Source organism: Pseudoalteromonas rhizosphaerae, assembly GCF_028885455.1.
In the GTDB taxonomy this organism is placed as follows: domain Bacteria; phylum Pseudomonadota; class Gammaproteobacteria; order Enterobacterales; family Alteromonadaceae; genus Pseudoalteromonas; species Pseudoalteromonas rhizosphaerae.
Genome location: NZ_CP118496.1, coordinates 3,797,848 through 3,812,498, shown reverse-complemented (window position 1 = coordinate 3,812,498; position 14,651 = coordinate 3,797,848). Strand labels below are relative to the sequence as shown.

Genomic DNA, 14,651 nt, shown 5'->3' with positions numbered 1-14,651 from the left:
ACGTGAAATTTACAAATATACTATAGCATCATATTTGACAGCGTTGTCATTATATTTTTTGAGTTTGCAAAAAAATATTTCCATGAATTTACCTCAAGTTGAAACTGAGGAAGCATCAATTGTTTGATGTCAGGTATAGGTTTATGGTTTTAGCTATCTAAACAGCTGGAAGGGAATTTCAACATGGCACAATTACATAACTTAGGTTTTCCTCGCATAGGTAGAAAGCGTGAACTAAAATTTGCAGTAGAATCATACTGGGCTGGTAAAATCAGCCAAGCGCAGTTGCTTGAACAAGGTAAGACGATCCGCGCAGAAAATTGGGCTCTTCAAGCAGATGCTGGGATTGATTTATTACCGGTAGGTGACTTTGCTTGGTATGACCATGTGTTATCTACCTCTTTATTGATTGGCGCAGTGCCCAAGCGTCATCAAAAAGCGGATGGTAGCATTGATCTTGATACATTATTTCGTATTGGGCGTGGTCGCGCACCAAGCGGTTGTTCATGTGCAGCAAGCGAAATGACAAAGTGGTTTAATACTAATTATCATTACATAGTTCCAGAGCTAACTCATGATCAGCAGTTTCAACTAACCTGGACTGAGTTATTCGAGCAAGTTACTCAAGCACAAGCATTGGGGCACAATGCAAAAGTAGTATTGGTCGGCCCAGTCACTTATCTTTACTTAGCAAAATGTGCAGGTGAGGAGTTTGATAAACTTAGCTTACTTGAAAAACTATTAGCTGTTTATCAACACGTGTTCGCTAAATTAGCGCAGCAAGGGATTGAATGGGTACAGGTTGATGAGCCTATATTAGGTTTAGAGCTGACAGAAGATTATCAAGAGGCATTAAAAACAAGCTTTCGTGCACTTGCAGGTCAAGGCGTGAAGTTGTTACTTGCTAGTTATTTTGACTCAGTCACTGCCTACTTTGATGATATTGCAGGTTACCCTGTTGATGGCGTACATTTTGATTGTGTTGCAACAAATGTTGATGTTGCAAAACTAGATATATTATTAAGTACCGATCAAGTTTTATCATTAGGCGTAGTAAATGGCCGTAATATTTGGCGTACTGATTTAGAGGTTGTATTTAATAGCATAAAAGACATTGCGCTAAAGCGCGGTGATAATCTATGGCTTGCTCCATCTTGTTCTTTACTGCATACACCGGTTGATTTAGAGCAAGAAGAAAAGCTCGATGATGAGCTTTGTTCATGGCTTGCATTTGCAAAACAAAAAGGCCAAGAGTTGTCATTATTAAAAGCCGCGCTTGAAAGCAATGATAGCAGTGAGCTCGTTGCTTATTCAGCACCTATTAAAGCACGCTTAACCTCTACTCGCGTAAATAATACAGCTGTACAAAAGCGTGTAACTGCACTCACCGCAAAAGACGGTAAGCGTAATCATGCATTTTCTCAACGTATTGAAAAACAACATGCAGCACTTAATTTACCGCTACTGCCGACCACCACGATAGGATCATTCCCACAAACTCAAGTAATTCGTCAAGCACGCCGTGATTATAAAGCCGGTGAATTATCTGCGGATGATTATCAAAGGCAAATGAAAGCAGAAATTCGTTACGCTGTTGAAGAGCAAGAGGCGCTTGATTTAGATGTGTTAGTGCACGGCGAAGCGGAGCGTAATGACATGGTTGAATACTTTGCTGAACTATTAGAAGGCTTTGCTTTTACCCAGTTTGGTTGGGTGCAAAGCTACGGCTCGCGATGTGTGAAACCACCTGTAATTTGGGGGGATGTATCACGTGAACAAGCGATGACGGTTCAGTGGACAAAATACGCACAGTCGCTGACGAGTAAGAAAATGAAAGGCATGCTAACAGGTCCTGTAACTATTCTGTTTTGGTCATTCATTCGTGATGATTTAGACAAACCCACCATCGCTAATCAAATTGCACTTGCGTTACGTGATGAAGTGGTCGATTTACAAAATACCGGTATTGATATTATTCAAATTGATGAACCTGCATTTCGTGAAGGTATGCCGCTTAAATGTAGCCAATGGCAAGCATATTTAGAATGGGCAGCGTATGCATTTAGGGTCTCAGCAAGCGGTGTGAAAGATGAAACACAAATTCATACTCACATGTGTTACGCCGAATTTAACGGTATTATTGCCGCGATTGCAGATATGGATGCCGATGTGATCACCATTGAAACCTCACGTTCTAACATGGAACTACTTGAAGCATTTGAGAATTTTGATTATCCAAATGATATTGGTCCAGGTGTATATGATATTCACACTCCGAATGTACCGGATATTGCATGGATGAAAACGTTGATCCATAAAGCCGCACGAAAAATACCGGTTGCGCGTTTATGGGTAAACCCGGACTGTGGTTTGAAAACCCGTGGTTGGGAAGAAACGCGACAAGCTCTTGATAATATGGTTAAAGCAACCAAAGAGCTGCGTGAGGAGCTGCAGTAAAGAACATCTCCTACGATGTAAAGCCCTAACAAAACTTAGTTAGGGCTTTTTTTGTTGCTCTGATTTTAGTTCATCTTCATCGGTTGGTTTTTTAAAATCCATTTTTGCTGAGTGTTTGATCAGCAAAATATTACCGATAATGATTGCCAACACTAAGATGATGATGAGTATATGCCAAATTTGCATGGTGATCTCTAATGAGTCATTTATAAGTACTCAGTGTAGCAAAGATTTCTAGGGTTAAAAACGTCTAGAAAACGACAGCGAAATAAAATCAAGACCTGGGTTTGGTCTTTTAAACCCTGCATTTGAATAGTGTAAATAACGCACCGCAGCTTTGGTTTTTCCAAAATCAGCAATAAAGCCTAGTCGGTCTTCAAACTGGTAGTGGGTACTCACATTTTTGCCGGCGAAGTGAGTGTCATTGACTAATGAAATTCCTATGCCGGCTTCGAAATACAGAGGAATACCGCGCACTGAGCTGATCAGATGTTGAAATACCGGGGACATTGCAAGGACAACATTTGTCTGATGGCTATTATCTGCGCCGTATTCCCAAATATTAATACTTGATTCTAAGTAAATATGGGTATTTTCAATTAATGATTGTAGTGCCGGAGCATGGTATTGGTATGCCAATTTTAAGCCTTTAACATCACCTTCCCCCTGAATGTAATCAATGGCATAGCCATGAGGGGAAAGTGTATAGGGCGCACCATAAGATAGTCTGCTGAACATGGAAATAGATAATAAAATCAATACAGTTAATGTTTTAAATAACATGGTAAAGCTCTTTAGATGAAAACGTTATTTACAAAATAAGGGCGTGGGGGAGGCTAATTCAAGTGGCATAAATTCACAGACTCTGTGTGTTATTGCATGAGCTTAGCTAACAATATGAAATAAAAAGATTAAATCAATTGATGCCGTGCTGGCACTAATAAGGTGCTATTTTGAGGCTTTTTAATCTCTTATGAACAGCGTAAATTACGCTACAAGATTTACTTAGGACTTATCAACAATGATTTCACTTGGTCGTTATTTATTATTAATCGCGCTAGTTTTTAGTGCTTCCTTGTTTGCGCAAACACAACAGTCACCTAATCAGTTATTAACTCAGGTAGGCGATCAGCTGTTTAGTGAAATTGGCAAAATAAACAGCCAAGGCACAGCGAGTAAAAGTGACATGGCACACATTGTTGATCAGTATTTAATGCCTAATATAGATGTTAAATTTGTTTCCTATAAATTATTAGGTAAGCACATTAAAGGTATCGATCGCCAACAAGCGACTGCATTTATAAGTGCAGTGGAGCATTACTTAACCACTACCTATGCTAGTGCATTAATGAAATATACCGGGCAAGAAATAAAATTCGAAGAGAGTAACGATGCTGCAGAGGGTGAGTTTGCCACGGTTAAGACGCAAATTATTGCAGATAATGCGCCAACGATTGACTTACACTTTAAGCTTCGCCAAGGTAAAGATGGTAGCTGGAAAGTATATGATATTGTCGCTGAAGGTATTTCGTTACTCAGTGCAAAGCAAAAAGAAGTTATTCAACGAATTTCAGAAGTTGGCCTTGACCAAGTGACAGCTGAGCTTAACAGTAAGTAATCATTTCCAAGTAAGTCTCCAACCTAAAGCACCATGCAGTGTTAACTGCATGGTGCTTTGTTATTTTCTTTTAAAATCACACGGTTTGGCTATAGCGTGTGGTTTTGGGTATGCTAGAATAAGCGCTTACATACCCACTGGTATCACTAATTTACTGGGGTACTTAAAATTATATTAAGCGCAGTGTCAGTTTGTAGTTGTTAAACTCTTTTACTGACCTTTGTACCGAGCAAGATAGACACTGGAGTTGTGTTTTTTTAATGGAAAATGTACTTATTTGGCCTAAAGAATACCCGTTATTAGTCAAAGGACTTATTGAGCAAAACGGTGCATTTATTTTAGACGCTTTAGAAGCATGGCCGGCTTGTCGCTCGACTGAAGAAGACAATGGCGTGTGTACAACTGTGCTACCGCCTATCTATTATTTAACCTGGTTAACTCCCCTTGAGCCATTTGAAGAGTGTTTTTTCCAACATATCTGTGAATATGATGAAGCCGCTCAACAGTATATTTCGGCAGCTAAAGATTACTATTTTGATAACGAGTATAGCCCAGAGAGTTTAGTGCTATTACTTTGCCAACGCCTTGAAAAATATGCAGCTGTAGCGTCACAAACAACGATAGAAACACCCGTTACGTTATTATCTCAGTTATTCTCAAAACGCTATTTTACAATCATCGAGTATGCGCTCAATGCGGGCAGTAAAATGAGTGCTGAAGATGCTTTGGCACTGTGGAAAGAAGTTGATTTTCGTGAACGTTTTAGCACCTTTATACCTGACTCAATCGATGACGTTAATGCGTTAAGTGAATTAGCGGCGAAAAAAGTTGCTGGTGGAAAGGATTATTTCACCTTATTGACCCAAGTATCACCAGATGTTGACTCAGTGGTGCTATTAGAACAAGCACTGTTGGCGCATTTGCGTTTTGACACAGCTAAACAAACGATGGCGATGCGTTTTATAGAGCAAGGTGCAACAGGCACGTTGGCGGATGAAAATGGTAAAACGGCCTTTATGTGGGCAGTTGAAAAAGGGTTTGTTAATTTAGTACAAACCTTATTAGATAAACAAGATAAAAAACAACGTGATGCCCTTGGTAACAGTGCTTTACATTATGCGGTACTAGCAAAAAATGAACCTTTGATGGTGCTATTATTGAAGTCTGGCTATGACTTTCGTGTTCGTAACTGTGATGGCTTAAGTTGTTATCGTTTAGCAGTGAGTGTTAAAGCCAGTCAGTTAGTGAAATGCTTAGAGCGTGATTTTGGTATTAAAGAATTATCGCCGGATGGACAATTTTCGCGGATCAAAAAAGTTCACGCCTTACATGCCATCGTGACTTTATTGTTGCCGCTACAGTTGTTTTTCTTTTTTGATGATACACTTGCGATTAAAAGTGAGTTGACGCTTTGCTTGACTATATTAGCTATAGTTTGCTTCTTTTTTGCAATGAGTTTGAAGCGCTGCGCTTTATACCCGCATATTAAACACCCATGGGGGTTATTTGTACTGCGTTGTTGCTCATTGATCAGTTTAGTTGGGCAGCTAGGCTTAGCAAGTATTGTGGCATTGGCAACGTTAAGTGAAGTTGTTTAAGCTTCTTGCATGCACCGTAGACAAAAACGCGCTAATTAAGCGCGTTTTTTAGTTGTTATACCAATCGTGTTAAGTTACTGACCATTTAGCTCGCTAGAATGGTTAAATATTTAAGTCGTTTGGTATTAACTTTAGTCTTTTTTATTAAATTCATGAGCCGCTTTTTCTGTTGCTAACTCATCTTTTAGTTTTTGAATTTTTAGTCCCAGCTCTTGACCGCGGTGACGTGCATAATAAGTACAACCAATAAACATCATACTGGCGAACAGCAGCTCTAAAACGACCCATATTAGTTGTTCTTGTGCGACCCACAGTAGGGTAAAACCGTGAATAAAATAAAACATAACGATAAAGTTTGCCCACGCATACGTATAAGGTTTATCTTGAATGATGCCTTTTAGCGGCAGTAAAAGCGGCAGAATATACACAACAAAAATAAATCCATTGCTATGACCTTCTCTAGGCTCTAATAAAAACAACCAAAGTGGCATCAGCAGTAACAAGCCAATATAACCAATTATTGCAATACGTTGAAAACGGATAGTGATAGCCTTTTTCGGCGTCAGTTGTGGGTTTAAATCGCTGTGCGATGTCATTGTAATTTTCTCGTAATTTTAACTAAGCGTTGGCCAACGCTTTGGCAAATTTTAATTTCGTCTTTACTTAATTGCGCGCTATTTTGTGCACCAGCAACATGGCTTGCACCATAGGGAGTGCCACCGGTTTGTGTGGCAAGTAACTCAGGTACTTCATACGGCACACCCATTAACAGCATACCGTGGTGTAATAACGGCAGTGACAAATTAAGCAACGTTGCTTCATTGCCACCATGCATGCTACTTGATGATGAGAATACACAGGCTGGTTTATCTATTAATTGCCCTTTTAACCATAAGTCGCTGGTGGTTTCCCAAAAAGCTTTGGCTTGTGAGGCCATCATACCAAAGCGAGTAGGGGTGCCAAATGCTAACCCATCACACTGGATTAAGTCATCTTTGCTGATCACAATATCGTGAGGTTCTCTTGCTACAAAGGTTCTTAGCATTGCAGTACCGCCTTGGCATTCAATCGACTCTGCAATCTCATGTGCCATGGCTGCAACAGAGCCGTGACTTGAATGATACAACACAACAATAGTGACGCTCATTAAAGTACGCTTAGTACGTTTTCTGGTGGGCGACCCAGAGCGGCTTTATTGTCATTTACCACAATAGGGCGCTCAATTAATTTTGGATTGCTAACCATGGCTGCAATGAGTACGTTTTCATCATGCTCATTTTTAAGGTCTAGGTCTTTGTAAATATCTTCTTTAGTGCGCATTAGTTCACGAACTGAAGAAAACCCTAACTGTTTAACTAAAATGCTGATTTGCTCATGATTCAGTGGAGTTTTTAAGTATTCGATTATCTCTGGCTGAATCGATTTTTGTTCAAGTAGAGCTAATGTTTCACGCGATTTTGAACAACGTGGATTATGAAAAATAGTAACAGACATAGTAACAATCCAATTAGATAAAGTAAGGCTATTTTAGGGCAAGCAGCACCAGACTTAAAGCCTTGCGAGCTCTTTTTGCATTTGTCGGTATTGCGTTAACAATGCTTTGAGACGTTGTTGTTTAATTAGCTCTTGCGGTTCTACAAAGTTGAGTGCTTTTTGTACTTCGTCAGCGGCTTTTAAGTAGGCGCCGTATTGTGCAAGAACGTCGGCATTTGCTTCATGATAAGCGGCTAAGTTATCTTGCTTTTTATAGGCATCTGCAAGAAGTTGCATGCCTAAATTATGTTCAGGTTTTTCGAGTAAAAATGATTTTAATATTTGCACTGCAACATCGTATTGCTCAGCTTCAAGTGCTGCATTGGCAAGGTTTAAGGTAATAACTTGATTGTTAGGACGATTTTCATGCAATGCGGCTAAAAATTTTACTGCCTCGGCGGCTTTTTTTTGTGCTATCAGTAGATCAGTATGCGTATCAATGTAGAATAAATTTTTAGGATCAGACTTTAAAAGTTCGTCTAAAATAGGCGCCGCTTCATCGAGCTTTTTTTGATCCAATAAACTAATACCCAAGCCATAATTAAGCGCTGTTTTATTATAAAAACTGTTTTCACGTATGAGCTTTCTAAAGAAATTTTCAGCTGCTTCTGGTGTTTGGTGGTAGCGAGCAATCACGCGGCTTTTGGCAAGATTAAATTCTAAGCTATCCGGAAGTTGGCGTTTTTCAAATTGCTGTGCACGCAAGCGCACATCAGACACGCGGCTCTCAGGTAATGGGTGAGTAAGTAAAAAGGCCGGTGGCTTGTATTTATAACGAATTTGCGCAGCAAGTTTGGTTAAGAATTCACTGGATGCGTATGGGTCAAATCCTGCATTATTGAGTGTTTGCATACCAATTCGGTCGGCTTCTTGCTCAGCTGAACGGCTGTGAGTGAGTTGACTAAATGCGCTTTGTGTTTGACTAGCTGAGATAATCGCGATACCGGCATCTGGTGACACAACTGATGCTAAAATACCGGCAATCATACCGGCAATAGTGAGGGCGCTGTTATCTTGTTGTTGTTGCATGCGACGTGCAAGATGGCGCTGGGTAACGTGGGCAATTTCGTGACCAAGTACTGAGGCAAACTGACTTTCGTTATCGGACTGTGCAATTAAACCGGTGTGTACCCCAACATGGCCACCATAAAAAGCAAATGCGTTTATTTCCGGATTGTTGATCCAAAAAAATGAAAACGGAAAGCGAACATCATTTGCATTAGCAACCAGCTTGTGGCCGATCGTTGTTAAATACTCATCAAGCACAGGATCATTAACAACCGGTGATGATCCACGAATTTGCATCATCATTACTTTCCCGATTGCTTGCTCTTTTTCTAGAGGCAAAGCTTGCAATGCTGAAGTACCAAGATCGGGTAATGTAAAATTAGTTTGTGCCTTTAATGGCTCACTTACCAGCACACTAAAAGTTAAAAGTGTAGTGAGTAATGTAATAAAGGCTGATTTAAGCTGCATTTTATTCCTTGTTATGATCTTCACCTAGCATGAGTTTAGCAATGTCAATTTCATCACTGCATGCTCTGCTATCTCGTTCGCACAATTGATACAATTCTTTGATTGTGACCCCATCTAGCTTTACAACGTTCAATTCTCGTTGTAAAAAACTAATGATTTTATGTACTACTTTGTGCGCATGAAGAATAAGTGCTTTATCTGCTTTGTCACCACGCTCAAAGTAAAAGCCAATAAACTTATGTAATTGATTAATCCGAATCAAACTTTTCATTGACACTGGATCCCACTCGTTAAACTCTATAAAGCGGTTATCTTTTACGTATTTATCTATTGTAACGTCTTTTGCATAAGGCAGTGCCCATAATTCAAAGCCCCGGTCGGTAAATACTTGGTGCAGCGCAATTCTTGGCTTGTTTTCACAATATATCTCTCCAAGAGCGTCTTCATGACCTCCGAGTAAATCGAGGTTCCAATTGCGCCTATCAATTATTTTTTTTACGGCATTATCAAAACCATGTTCTAATATCCCCTCTGACTCGCTCACTGATGAGGCGACAAGGTGATAGAAGGGCGGAAGTTCGCCCCAGTTTATTTGTTTTTTATACCAGTTAATTTCTTTAAGAGTTGGATTACTCGGTAATTGCGCTTTATTATGCGTGCCAGACATTAACTTATCCTTACTACTAACTATGCTATAAGGATAAACTATTGCGATGCGTGTTTTAAGAAAAAGTTACATTTGTTATTAACAACGCTGACAAAGACCGTATTATTATTCATTTTTATAGGGCAGATAATTGGTTATGCTAGAGCAAGACTTGCGCGGATTCAAATGTCCGCAGCAATTTATCCAGTTTAAGTTGACTTTACGCCAAGCTTTAGCAACTGCGCAACCGATAAAGTTTACATTATTAGTGGATCAACCAACTCAAGATATGGAGCGCTTTTTGCTAAAAAATCATTATCCGTACAAATTAGATCAACAACGTGGGTTGTTAATCGTGGAGCTAAATCGTGTTTGAATATGTAAAAATTTGGTACGAAAGGAAGTTTTCAGATCCACATTCAGTAACTCTATTGTTTTTATTACTCGCTTTAATGGCGATGTTTTATTTCTTTGGTGCACTTATTGTACCTGTTTTGATTGCTTTAGTGATTGCTTATCTGCTTGATTGGCCAGTTGCGCATTTAGAGCGTTTTGGCTTACACCGCTTTACTGCCACTATTATTGTGATGTTAATTTTTTCAGGGTTGATGCTGACCTTAGTGATCGGCATGGGTCCAATACTGTGGCAGCAAGCAAGTAATTTAGTGCAAGAAAGCCCGCACATGATAGAACAGGGAAAATCTTTTCTACTGCACTTGCCTGAGCAATACCCCAGTTTGATTAATGCAGAGCAAGTACAATCAGTGGTCAGCAGCGTTGAAGCCAAAGCAATTGAGTTTGGCCAAGTACTATTGTCGGTCTCGTTGACATCATTAAAAGATGTAGTGGCGTGGTTGATCTATCTTATTTTAGTACCATTACTGGTGTTCTTTATGCTCAAAGATAAGCTGGAGTTGATCAGAAGTGCAGAAAAACTCGTTCCAAAACAAAGACGCTTAATCCTGCAGGTATGGCACGAAATGAACCAACAAATCATGAATTATATTCGTGGTAAGGTGTTTGAAATTTTGATTGTAGGCTCAGTATCGTTTATCGCGTTCACTATTTTTGATTTACGTTATGCAGCGCTATTGGGCGTATTAGTGGGTTTATCAGTATTGATCCCTTTTGTGGGTGCGGCACTTGTTACCATACCTGTTGCGGCCGTGGCATTATTTCAATTTGGTTTAGAAACCCAGTTTTGGACCATACTGATCATCTACGGCACTATTCAAGCATTAGATGGTAATGTGCTGGTGCCGTTACTATTTTCTGAAGCGGTTGATCTGAACCCGGTATTTATTATTGTTGCGGTACTGTTTTTTGGTGGCTTATGGGGTTTTTGGGGCGTGTTTTTTGCAATTCCACTAGCGTCATTGGTAAAAGCCTTACTCAATGCTTGGTCAACGAAACAAGAAGAACAACTGATTGAGCATAGCTAACACGAACTTTGGTTAATTAGCTTTATACTTAAATCACCTGAAGATTTAGGTATTTTGGGTATAGTATCAAATGGTATAGAAAACGCACCTGAGAGACTAATTGATTCTTACGCGGCCCATTAATTTTATGTAGAATGGGTTATAAGATATATCTTTTAGTAATATGGTGCGTTTTTTAATGTCTGATTTAATATTACCTACTGACTCATCGTCACAAATTTACCTTGATGCAAACGCAACAACACCAGTGCTACCTTGTATTGCAGAGGTTGTTTCGCATACTATGCAAATCTGCTTTGGTAACCCTTCTTCTTCACACATTACCGGTATTCAAGCTAAGCACTTATTAGAGCAAACACGTCAAAAAGCCCGTGATGTGATAGGTGCACAGCAGGGGGATATTTTATTCACTTCTGGGGCTACCGAAGGAATTCAAACAGCTGTCGTGTCTACGCTCATAGCAGCTAAGGATCATGCTAAACCAAATCCAGTATTACTGTATGGTGCTACTGAACATAAAGCAGTACCTAATACATTAATACATTGGAATGCCGTATTGGGTATAAACGCAACCGTGCTTGCGATCCCGGTATCGAGTGATGGCCTTTTAGATTTAGATTTTATTGCTCAACACGCTGGTGATGCACTGATGATTTGTACCATGGCGGTTAACAATGAAACCGGTGTTTATCAAGATTTAAAAGCGATTGAAAAGGTAATACGAGCACATAACACGGAAGTTGCGTGGATGGTGGATTGCGTACAAGCGCTAGGGAAAACCGCATTGGCCCTTAGTGATACAACGATTGACTACGCGCCATTTTCAGGCCATAAACTTTACGCGCCGAAAGGTATAGGCGTGTTGTATATTCGTCAAGGCAGTGCTTATACGCCATTTATTGCCGGTGGTGGTCAAGAAAGTGGCATGCGCTCCGGTACTGAAAACCTGCCAGGTATCGCAGGTCTTAACAAACTGTTTTGTTTATTGCTGGATAAAACAAACGATACGTTTAAATCAACCGATGTGTTAAACGGCTATCGTGAACAATTACATCAGGCTTTAGTAGATACCTTTGGTAATATAACCTTTAATCATACTTTTGCATTGTCAGTACCAACAACGTTAAATTTTGCTGTTGATGAACTCAGTAGTAAAGAAGTGATGGATTTGTTCGATGCGGCAGGTATTCGTATCAGTGGTGGCTCAGCCTGTAGCTCAGGCGCAAATCGTAGTTTTGTGTTAGATGCCATGGGCGTGAGTGATTGGCGTAGTGAAAATGCAATACGTTTATCATTTGGACCGGCGACAACACAGGCTGAAATAACCACTGCCTGTGCGCGTATTCGTTCACTTAAACCAATATTACAAGCTAATTGTTTGGTGGTTTCAGATTCGTCATCACCACAGCAAGAAGCGTGTGCATTAGGGTTAACACAATTTAGACATCAAGGTGCGTGTTGTTGGTTGTATGTCAGTCAAGATAAACAAGCAGTGATCATTGACCCAATTATTGAGCTTATCCCGCGGCTTGAAAAAATAGTACACACACAAAATTTAACGGTAGCAGCCATTTTAGACACACATGCCCATCAAGAGCGATGCTGTGCGACTACATTGTTGGCTCAGGCCTTAAAATTCAGTTTGCAAGACGAGCATGAATTGGGGTGGCCAGTGCAGCAAACGAGTATTGCATTACCTGAATGCACCATTGAGCGCTTAGCAACACCCGGGCACAGCCAAGATAGTGTTAGTTATTTATTGCGGTGTAACAACTCTCAACAAGTGCTATTTTGCTTTTGCGGTGATTTGCTGCTGCCTGCTGGGCTTGGTAATACTGCAATTGACGGTGGGGATGCGTTAGCTATGGCACACTCATTACGTCAACTATCAACATGCTTAGCAGAGTCGACAGTTATTTGTTCTGGTCATGACTACCAGCAATGTTTTGCTATTAATTGGCAAGTTCAACAGCAGCAAACGCCGTTATTGCATGCATTATTGAACAATGAACTAAGTGATACTGAATTTGCTAACAACAAGCAGCGCAGCGATGAAGATAATTTATGTAAATTTGCAACTTTGTGTGGTTATGCTGACAGTTTAAAATACAGTAGAGCTTACGAACTGAACGCCGTGCAAGCAAAAGATATGTTAACTGCAAGCGATGTATATTTAATTGATACCCGTGAACCATATGAACATGGGGCAAACAATATTCCTCAGTTATTTGCAGTTAGCCCCGCGCGAGTGATGAATATTCCGCTAAGTAGAATGGCAAATGCATTAGTGGACAGGCAATTGAGCCCACAGGGTAAGTATATTTTACTTTGTCGCAGTGGTAATCGTTCAAAACAAGCGGCAACTAACTTATCTCAGCTTGGCTTTACTGACGTGTATAATCTCAGCGGTGGAATGGCACTGTTATAATAACAGGGCAGAAGACTGGCAATTGACTGATAATAAATAAGGCGCTTATAGCGCCTTATTTATTATCAGTGAAGGCTGTAGCTACTGTTTAGGACCTGAACTTTCACGGATCACAATTGACGGTGTAAATGATGTGATGATGTCTTTATCTTGGTTACGAGCACCGCGAGTTTTGGTAAATAATAACCGTGCTGCATGTTGAGAGATAACATCGTTTGCTTGATGAGCGGTAGTTAACTTTGGCCATGTCTGACGGGAGAAAGGAGAATCCTCAAAGCCAGTAATAGATAACTGTTCAGGAATGGCAATACCCATTAAGCGTGACGCAAATAGAGCGCCAGCGGCCATTTCATCATTGCCACCTAATATAGCAGTAATAGCCAAGGTGTTATTCTCTGCTAACAAATGCTTTGCACCTTCAACACCCGACTCAAACGAATATTTACCATCGTAAATAAAGCGTTTATCAAATTCTTTATGATGATCTGCCAGCGCTGCTTTATAACCTTCAAGGCGTTCAGACGTCGATTTATGTTCTTTATCGCCACAGATAAAGCCAATATTTTCATGTCCATGAGTTAAAAGGTGAGTGGTGATCTCATACGCGGCTTTATAATCGTTAACATAGATACAGGTGTCTTGATCATCATCTGATGGTCGCCCAGATAACACCCTAACGTAATGAATATTTAACTCATCGAGTAAATTGGTGATGCTACTTTGCTCTGATAATGGCGGTGTAAGCACAAGCCCAGCTAAGCGAGAGCGCTTTATCATGGTGATAAATTCATCTTTCATGTTTGCATCTGTATAAGTGCATGGATGGATCACCAATTCATAGCCTTCGTCTTTACAGCGAGAAAGCACACCATTTTGCATATCAATCACATAATACGCATTAGGATTGTCATAAACTAAGCCTACCGTAAATGATGACGTACCAGCTAGGTTTCGTGCTGCAAGATTTGGCTGATAGTTCAGCTCTTTTACAGCATCCATGACTGTATCGTAAGTTTTTTTACGAACAGATGGTTCTTTATTTATTACCCGTGAAACCGTTTTCATCGAAACCCCGGCGAGCCTCGCTACATCATTTATAGTTACTTTCATAGAGTTACTTTTAGGTTATTGTTTTAGTGTTGTCATGGTCCTGATAAGAATACACCTAAGTAGACTTAACAAACGTGTTATTCATTATTTCTTCATCAAGACCAGTTAGTGTATCTAATGTTCAGTAAAATTAGCAGTAAAATAATTGAGATAATTTTTATGATACCGGTGTCAAATGAGTAAAAGTGCGTTATTATCTCGATTGTAAAATATAAAAGTAGCTTGTTGACAGCGTTGTCATTCTAACTTATCGTTAATTTTCTTTGTAAGTTAATACGCTATCAGTTCACTTTATTAATATAAAGATAGTTATAAATCAGTTTGTTGCAAGTTTAAGGGGATG

At 39.8% G+C, this 14,651-nt stretch carries 14 protein-coding genes; 6 read left to right on the top strand and 8 right to left on the bottom strand.

Going from position 1 to position 14,651, the window contains the following annotated elements:
* Positions 1-183: 183 nt before the first annotated feature.
* Positions 184-2,457, top strand: coding sequence for a 5-methyltetrahydropteroyltriglutamate--homocysteine S-methyltransferase (gene metE, locus PVK79_RS16340; protein ID WP_257326191.1), 2,274 nt, complete (start codon positions 184-186; stop codon positions 2,455-2,457).
* A gap of 39 nt (positions 2,458-2,496) precedes the next feature.
* On the opposite strand, the gene PVK79_RS16335 is transcribed toward metE, so the two are convergent.
* Positions 2,497-2,643, bottom strand: coding sequence for a DUF2897 family protein (locus PVK79_RS16335; protein WP_145241011.1), 147 nt, complete (start codon positions 2,641-2,643; stop codon positions 2,497-2,499).
* A 54-nt stretch (positions 2,644-2,697) separates the two neighbouring features.
* Positions 2,698-3,240 (bottom strand): acyloxyacyl hydrolase, encoded by a 543-nt coding sequence (locus tag PVK79_RS16330; protein WP_145241009.1) that lies wholly within the window; start codon positions 3,238-3,240, stop codon positions 2,698-2,700.
* Positions 3,241-3,478: 238 nt separating this feature from the next.
* Here PVK79_RS16330 and PVK79_RS16325 point away from each other — a divergent pair, with 238 nt between their 5' ends.
* Together PVK79_RS16325 and PVK79_RS16320 are read left to right on the top strand one after the other, a co-directional pair.
* The gene (locus tag PVK79_RS16325; protein ID WP_145241007.1) at positions 3,479-4,075 is read left to right on the top strand and encodes an MlaC/ttg2D family ABC transporter substrate-binding protein; all 597 of its coding nucleotides are present in this window, start codon (positions 3,479-3,481) and stop codon (positions 4,073-4,075) included.
* A gap of 260 nt (positions 4,076-4,335) precedes the next feature.
* Positions 4,336-5,673, top strand: coding sequence for an ankyrin repeat domain-containing protein (locus PVK79_RS16320; protein ID WP_145241005.1), 1,338 nt, complete (start codon positions 4,336-4,338; stop codon positions 5,671-5,673).
* A gap of 131 nt (positions 5,674-5,804) precedes the next feature.
* Here PVK79_RS16320 and PVK79_RS16315 read toward each other — a convergent pair whose 3' ends face one another.
* Genes PVK79_RS16315 through PVK79_RS16295 form a run of 5 tightly spaced genes read right to left on the bottom strand, consistent with a single transcriptional unit; the run spans position 5,805 to position 9,349 of the window.
* Positions 5,805-6,269 carry a DUF2069 domain-containing protein gene (locus PVK79_RS16315; RefSeq protein WP_145241003.1) on the bottom strand — a complete coding sequence of 155 codons (465 nt, stop codon included), beginning with the start codon at positions 6,267-6,269 and terminating at the stop codon, positions 5,805-5,807.
* On the bottom strand, positions 6,266-6,820 hold the full coding sequence (wrbA, locus tag PVK79_RS16310) for an NAD(P)H:quinone oxidoreductase (protein WP_182734934.1): 555 nt from the start codon (positions 6,818-6,820) through the stop codon (positions 6,266-6,268). Before wrbA ends, PVK79_RS16315 begins: the two co-directional genes overlap by 4 nt.
* Complete coding sequence (gene arsC, locus PVK79_RS16305; protein WP_145240999.1) at positions 6,820-7,167, bottom strand: arsenate reductase (glutaredoxin); 348 nt, start codon at positions 7,165-7,167, stop codon at positions 6,820-6,822. The genes wrbA and arsC overlap by 1 nt, the downstream gene beginning before the upstream one ends.
* A gap of 54 nt (positions 7,168-7,221) precedes the next feature.
* On the bottom strand, positions 7,222-8,682 hold the full coding sequence (gene bepA / locus PVK79_RS16300; protein WP_145240997.1) for a beta-barrel assembly-enhancing protease: 1,461 nt from the start codon (positions 8,680-8,682) through the stop codon (positions 7,222-7,224).
* A gap of 1 nt (position 8,683) precedes the next feature.
* A complete protein-coding gene (locus PVK79_RS16295; protein ID WP_145240995.1) occupies positions 8,684-9,349 on the bottom strand; it encodes a hypothetical protein in 666 nt (221 codons plus the stop codon).
* Between the two features lie 136 nt (positions 9,350-9,485).
* Between PVK79_RS16295 and PVK79_RS16290 the strand changes: the two genes are divergently transcribed.
* From PVK79_RS16290 to PVK79_RS16280, 3 genes are all read left to right on the top strand, one after another.
* On the top strand, positions 9,486-9,704 hold the full coding sequence (locus PVK79_RS16290) for a hypothetical protein (RefSeq protein WP_145240993.1): 219 nt from the start codon (positions 9,486-9,488) through the stop codon (positions 9,702-9,704).
* The gene (locus PVK79_RS16285) at positions 9,697-10,770 is read left to right on the top strand and encodes an AI-2E family transporter (RefSeq protein WP_257326190.1); all 1,074 of its coding nucleotides are present in this window, start codon (positions 9,697-9,699) and stop codon (positions 10,768-10,770) included. The genes PVK79_RS16290 and PVK79_RS16285 overlap by 8 nt, the downstream gene beginning before the upstream one ends.
* Before the next feature lie 178 nt (positions 10,771-10,948).
* A complete protein-coding gene (locus tag PVK79_RS16280; protein WP_257326189.1) occupies positions 10,949-13,198 on the top strand; it encodes an aminotransferase class V-fold PLP-dependent enzyme in 2,250 nt (749 codons plus the stop codon).
* Positions 13,199-13,279: 81 nt separating this feature from the next.
* On the opposite strand, the gene PVK79_RS16275 is transcribed toward PVK79_RS16280, so the two are convergent.
* On the bottom strand, positions 13,280-14,308 hold the full coding sequence (locus tag PVK79_RS16275) for a LacI family DNA-binding transcriptional regulator (protein ID WP_145240987.1): 1,029 nt from the start codon (positions 14,306-14,308) through the stop codon (positions 13,280-13,282).
* Between the last annotated feature and the right edge of the window lie 343 nt (positions 14,309-14,651).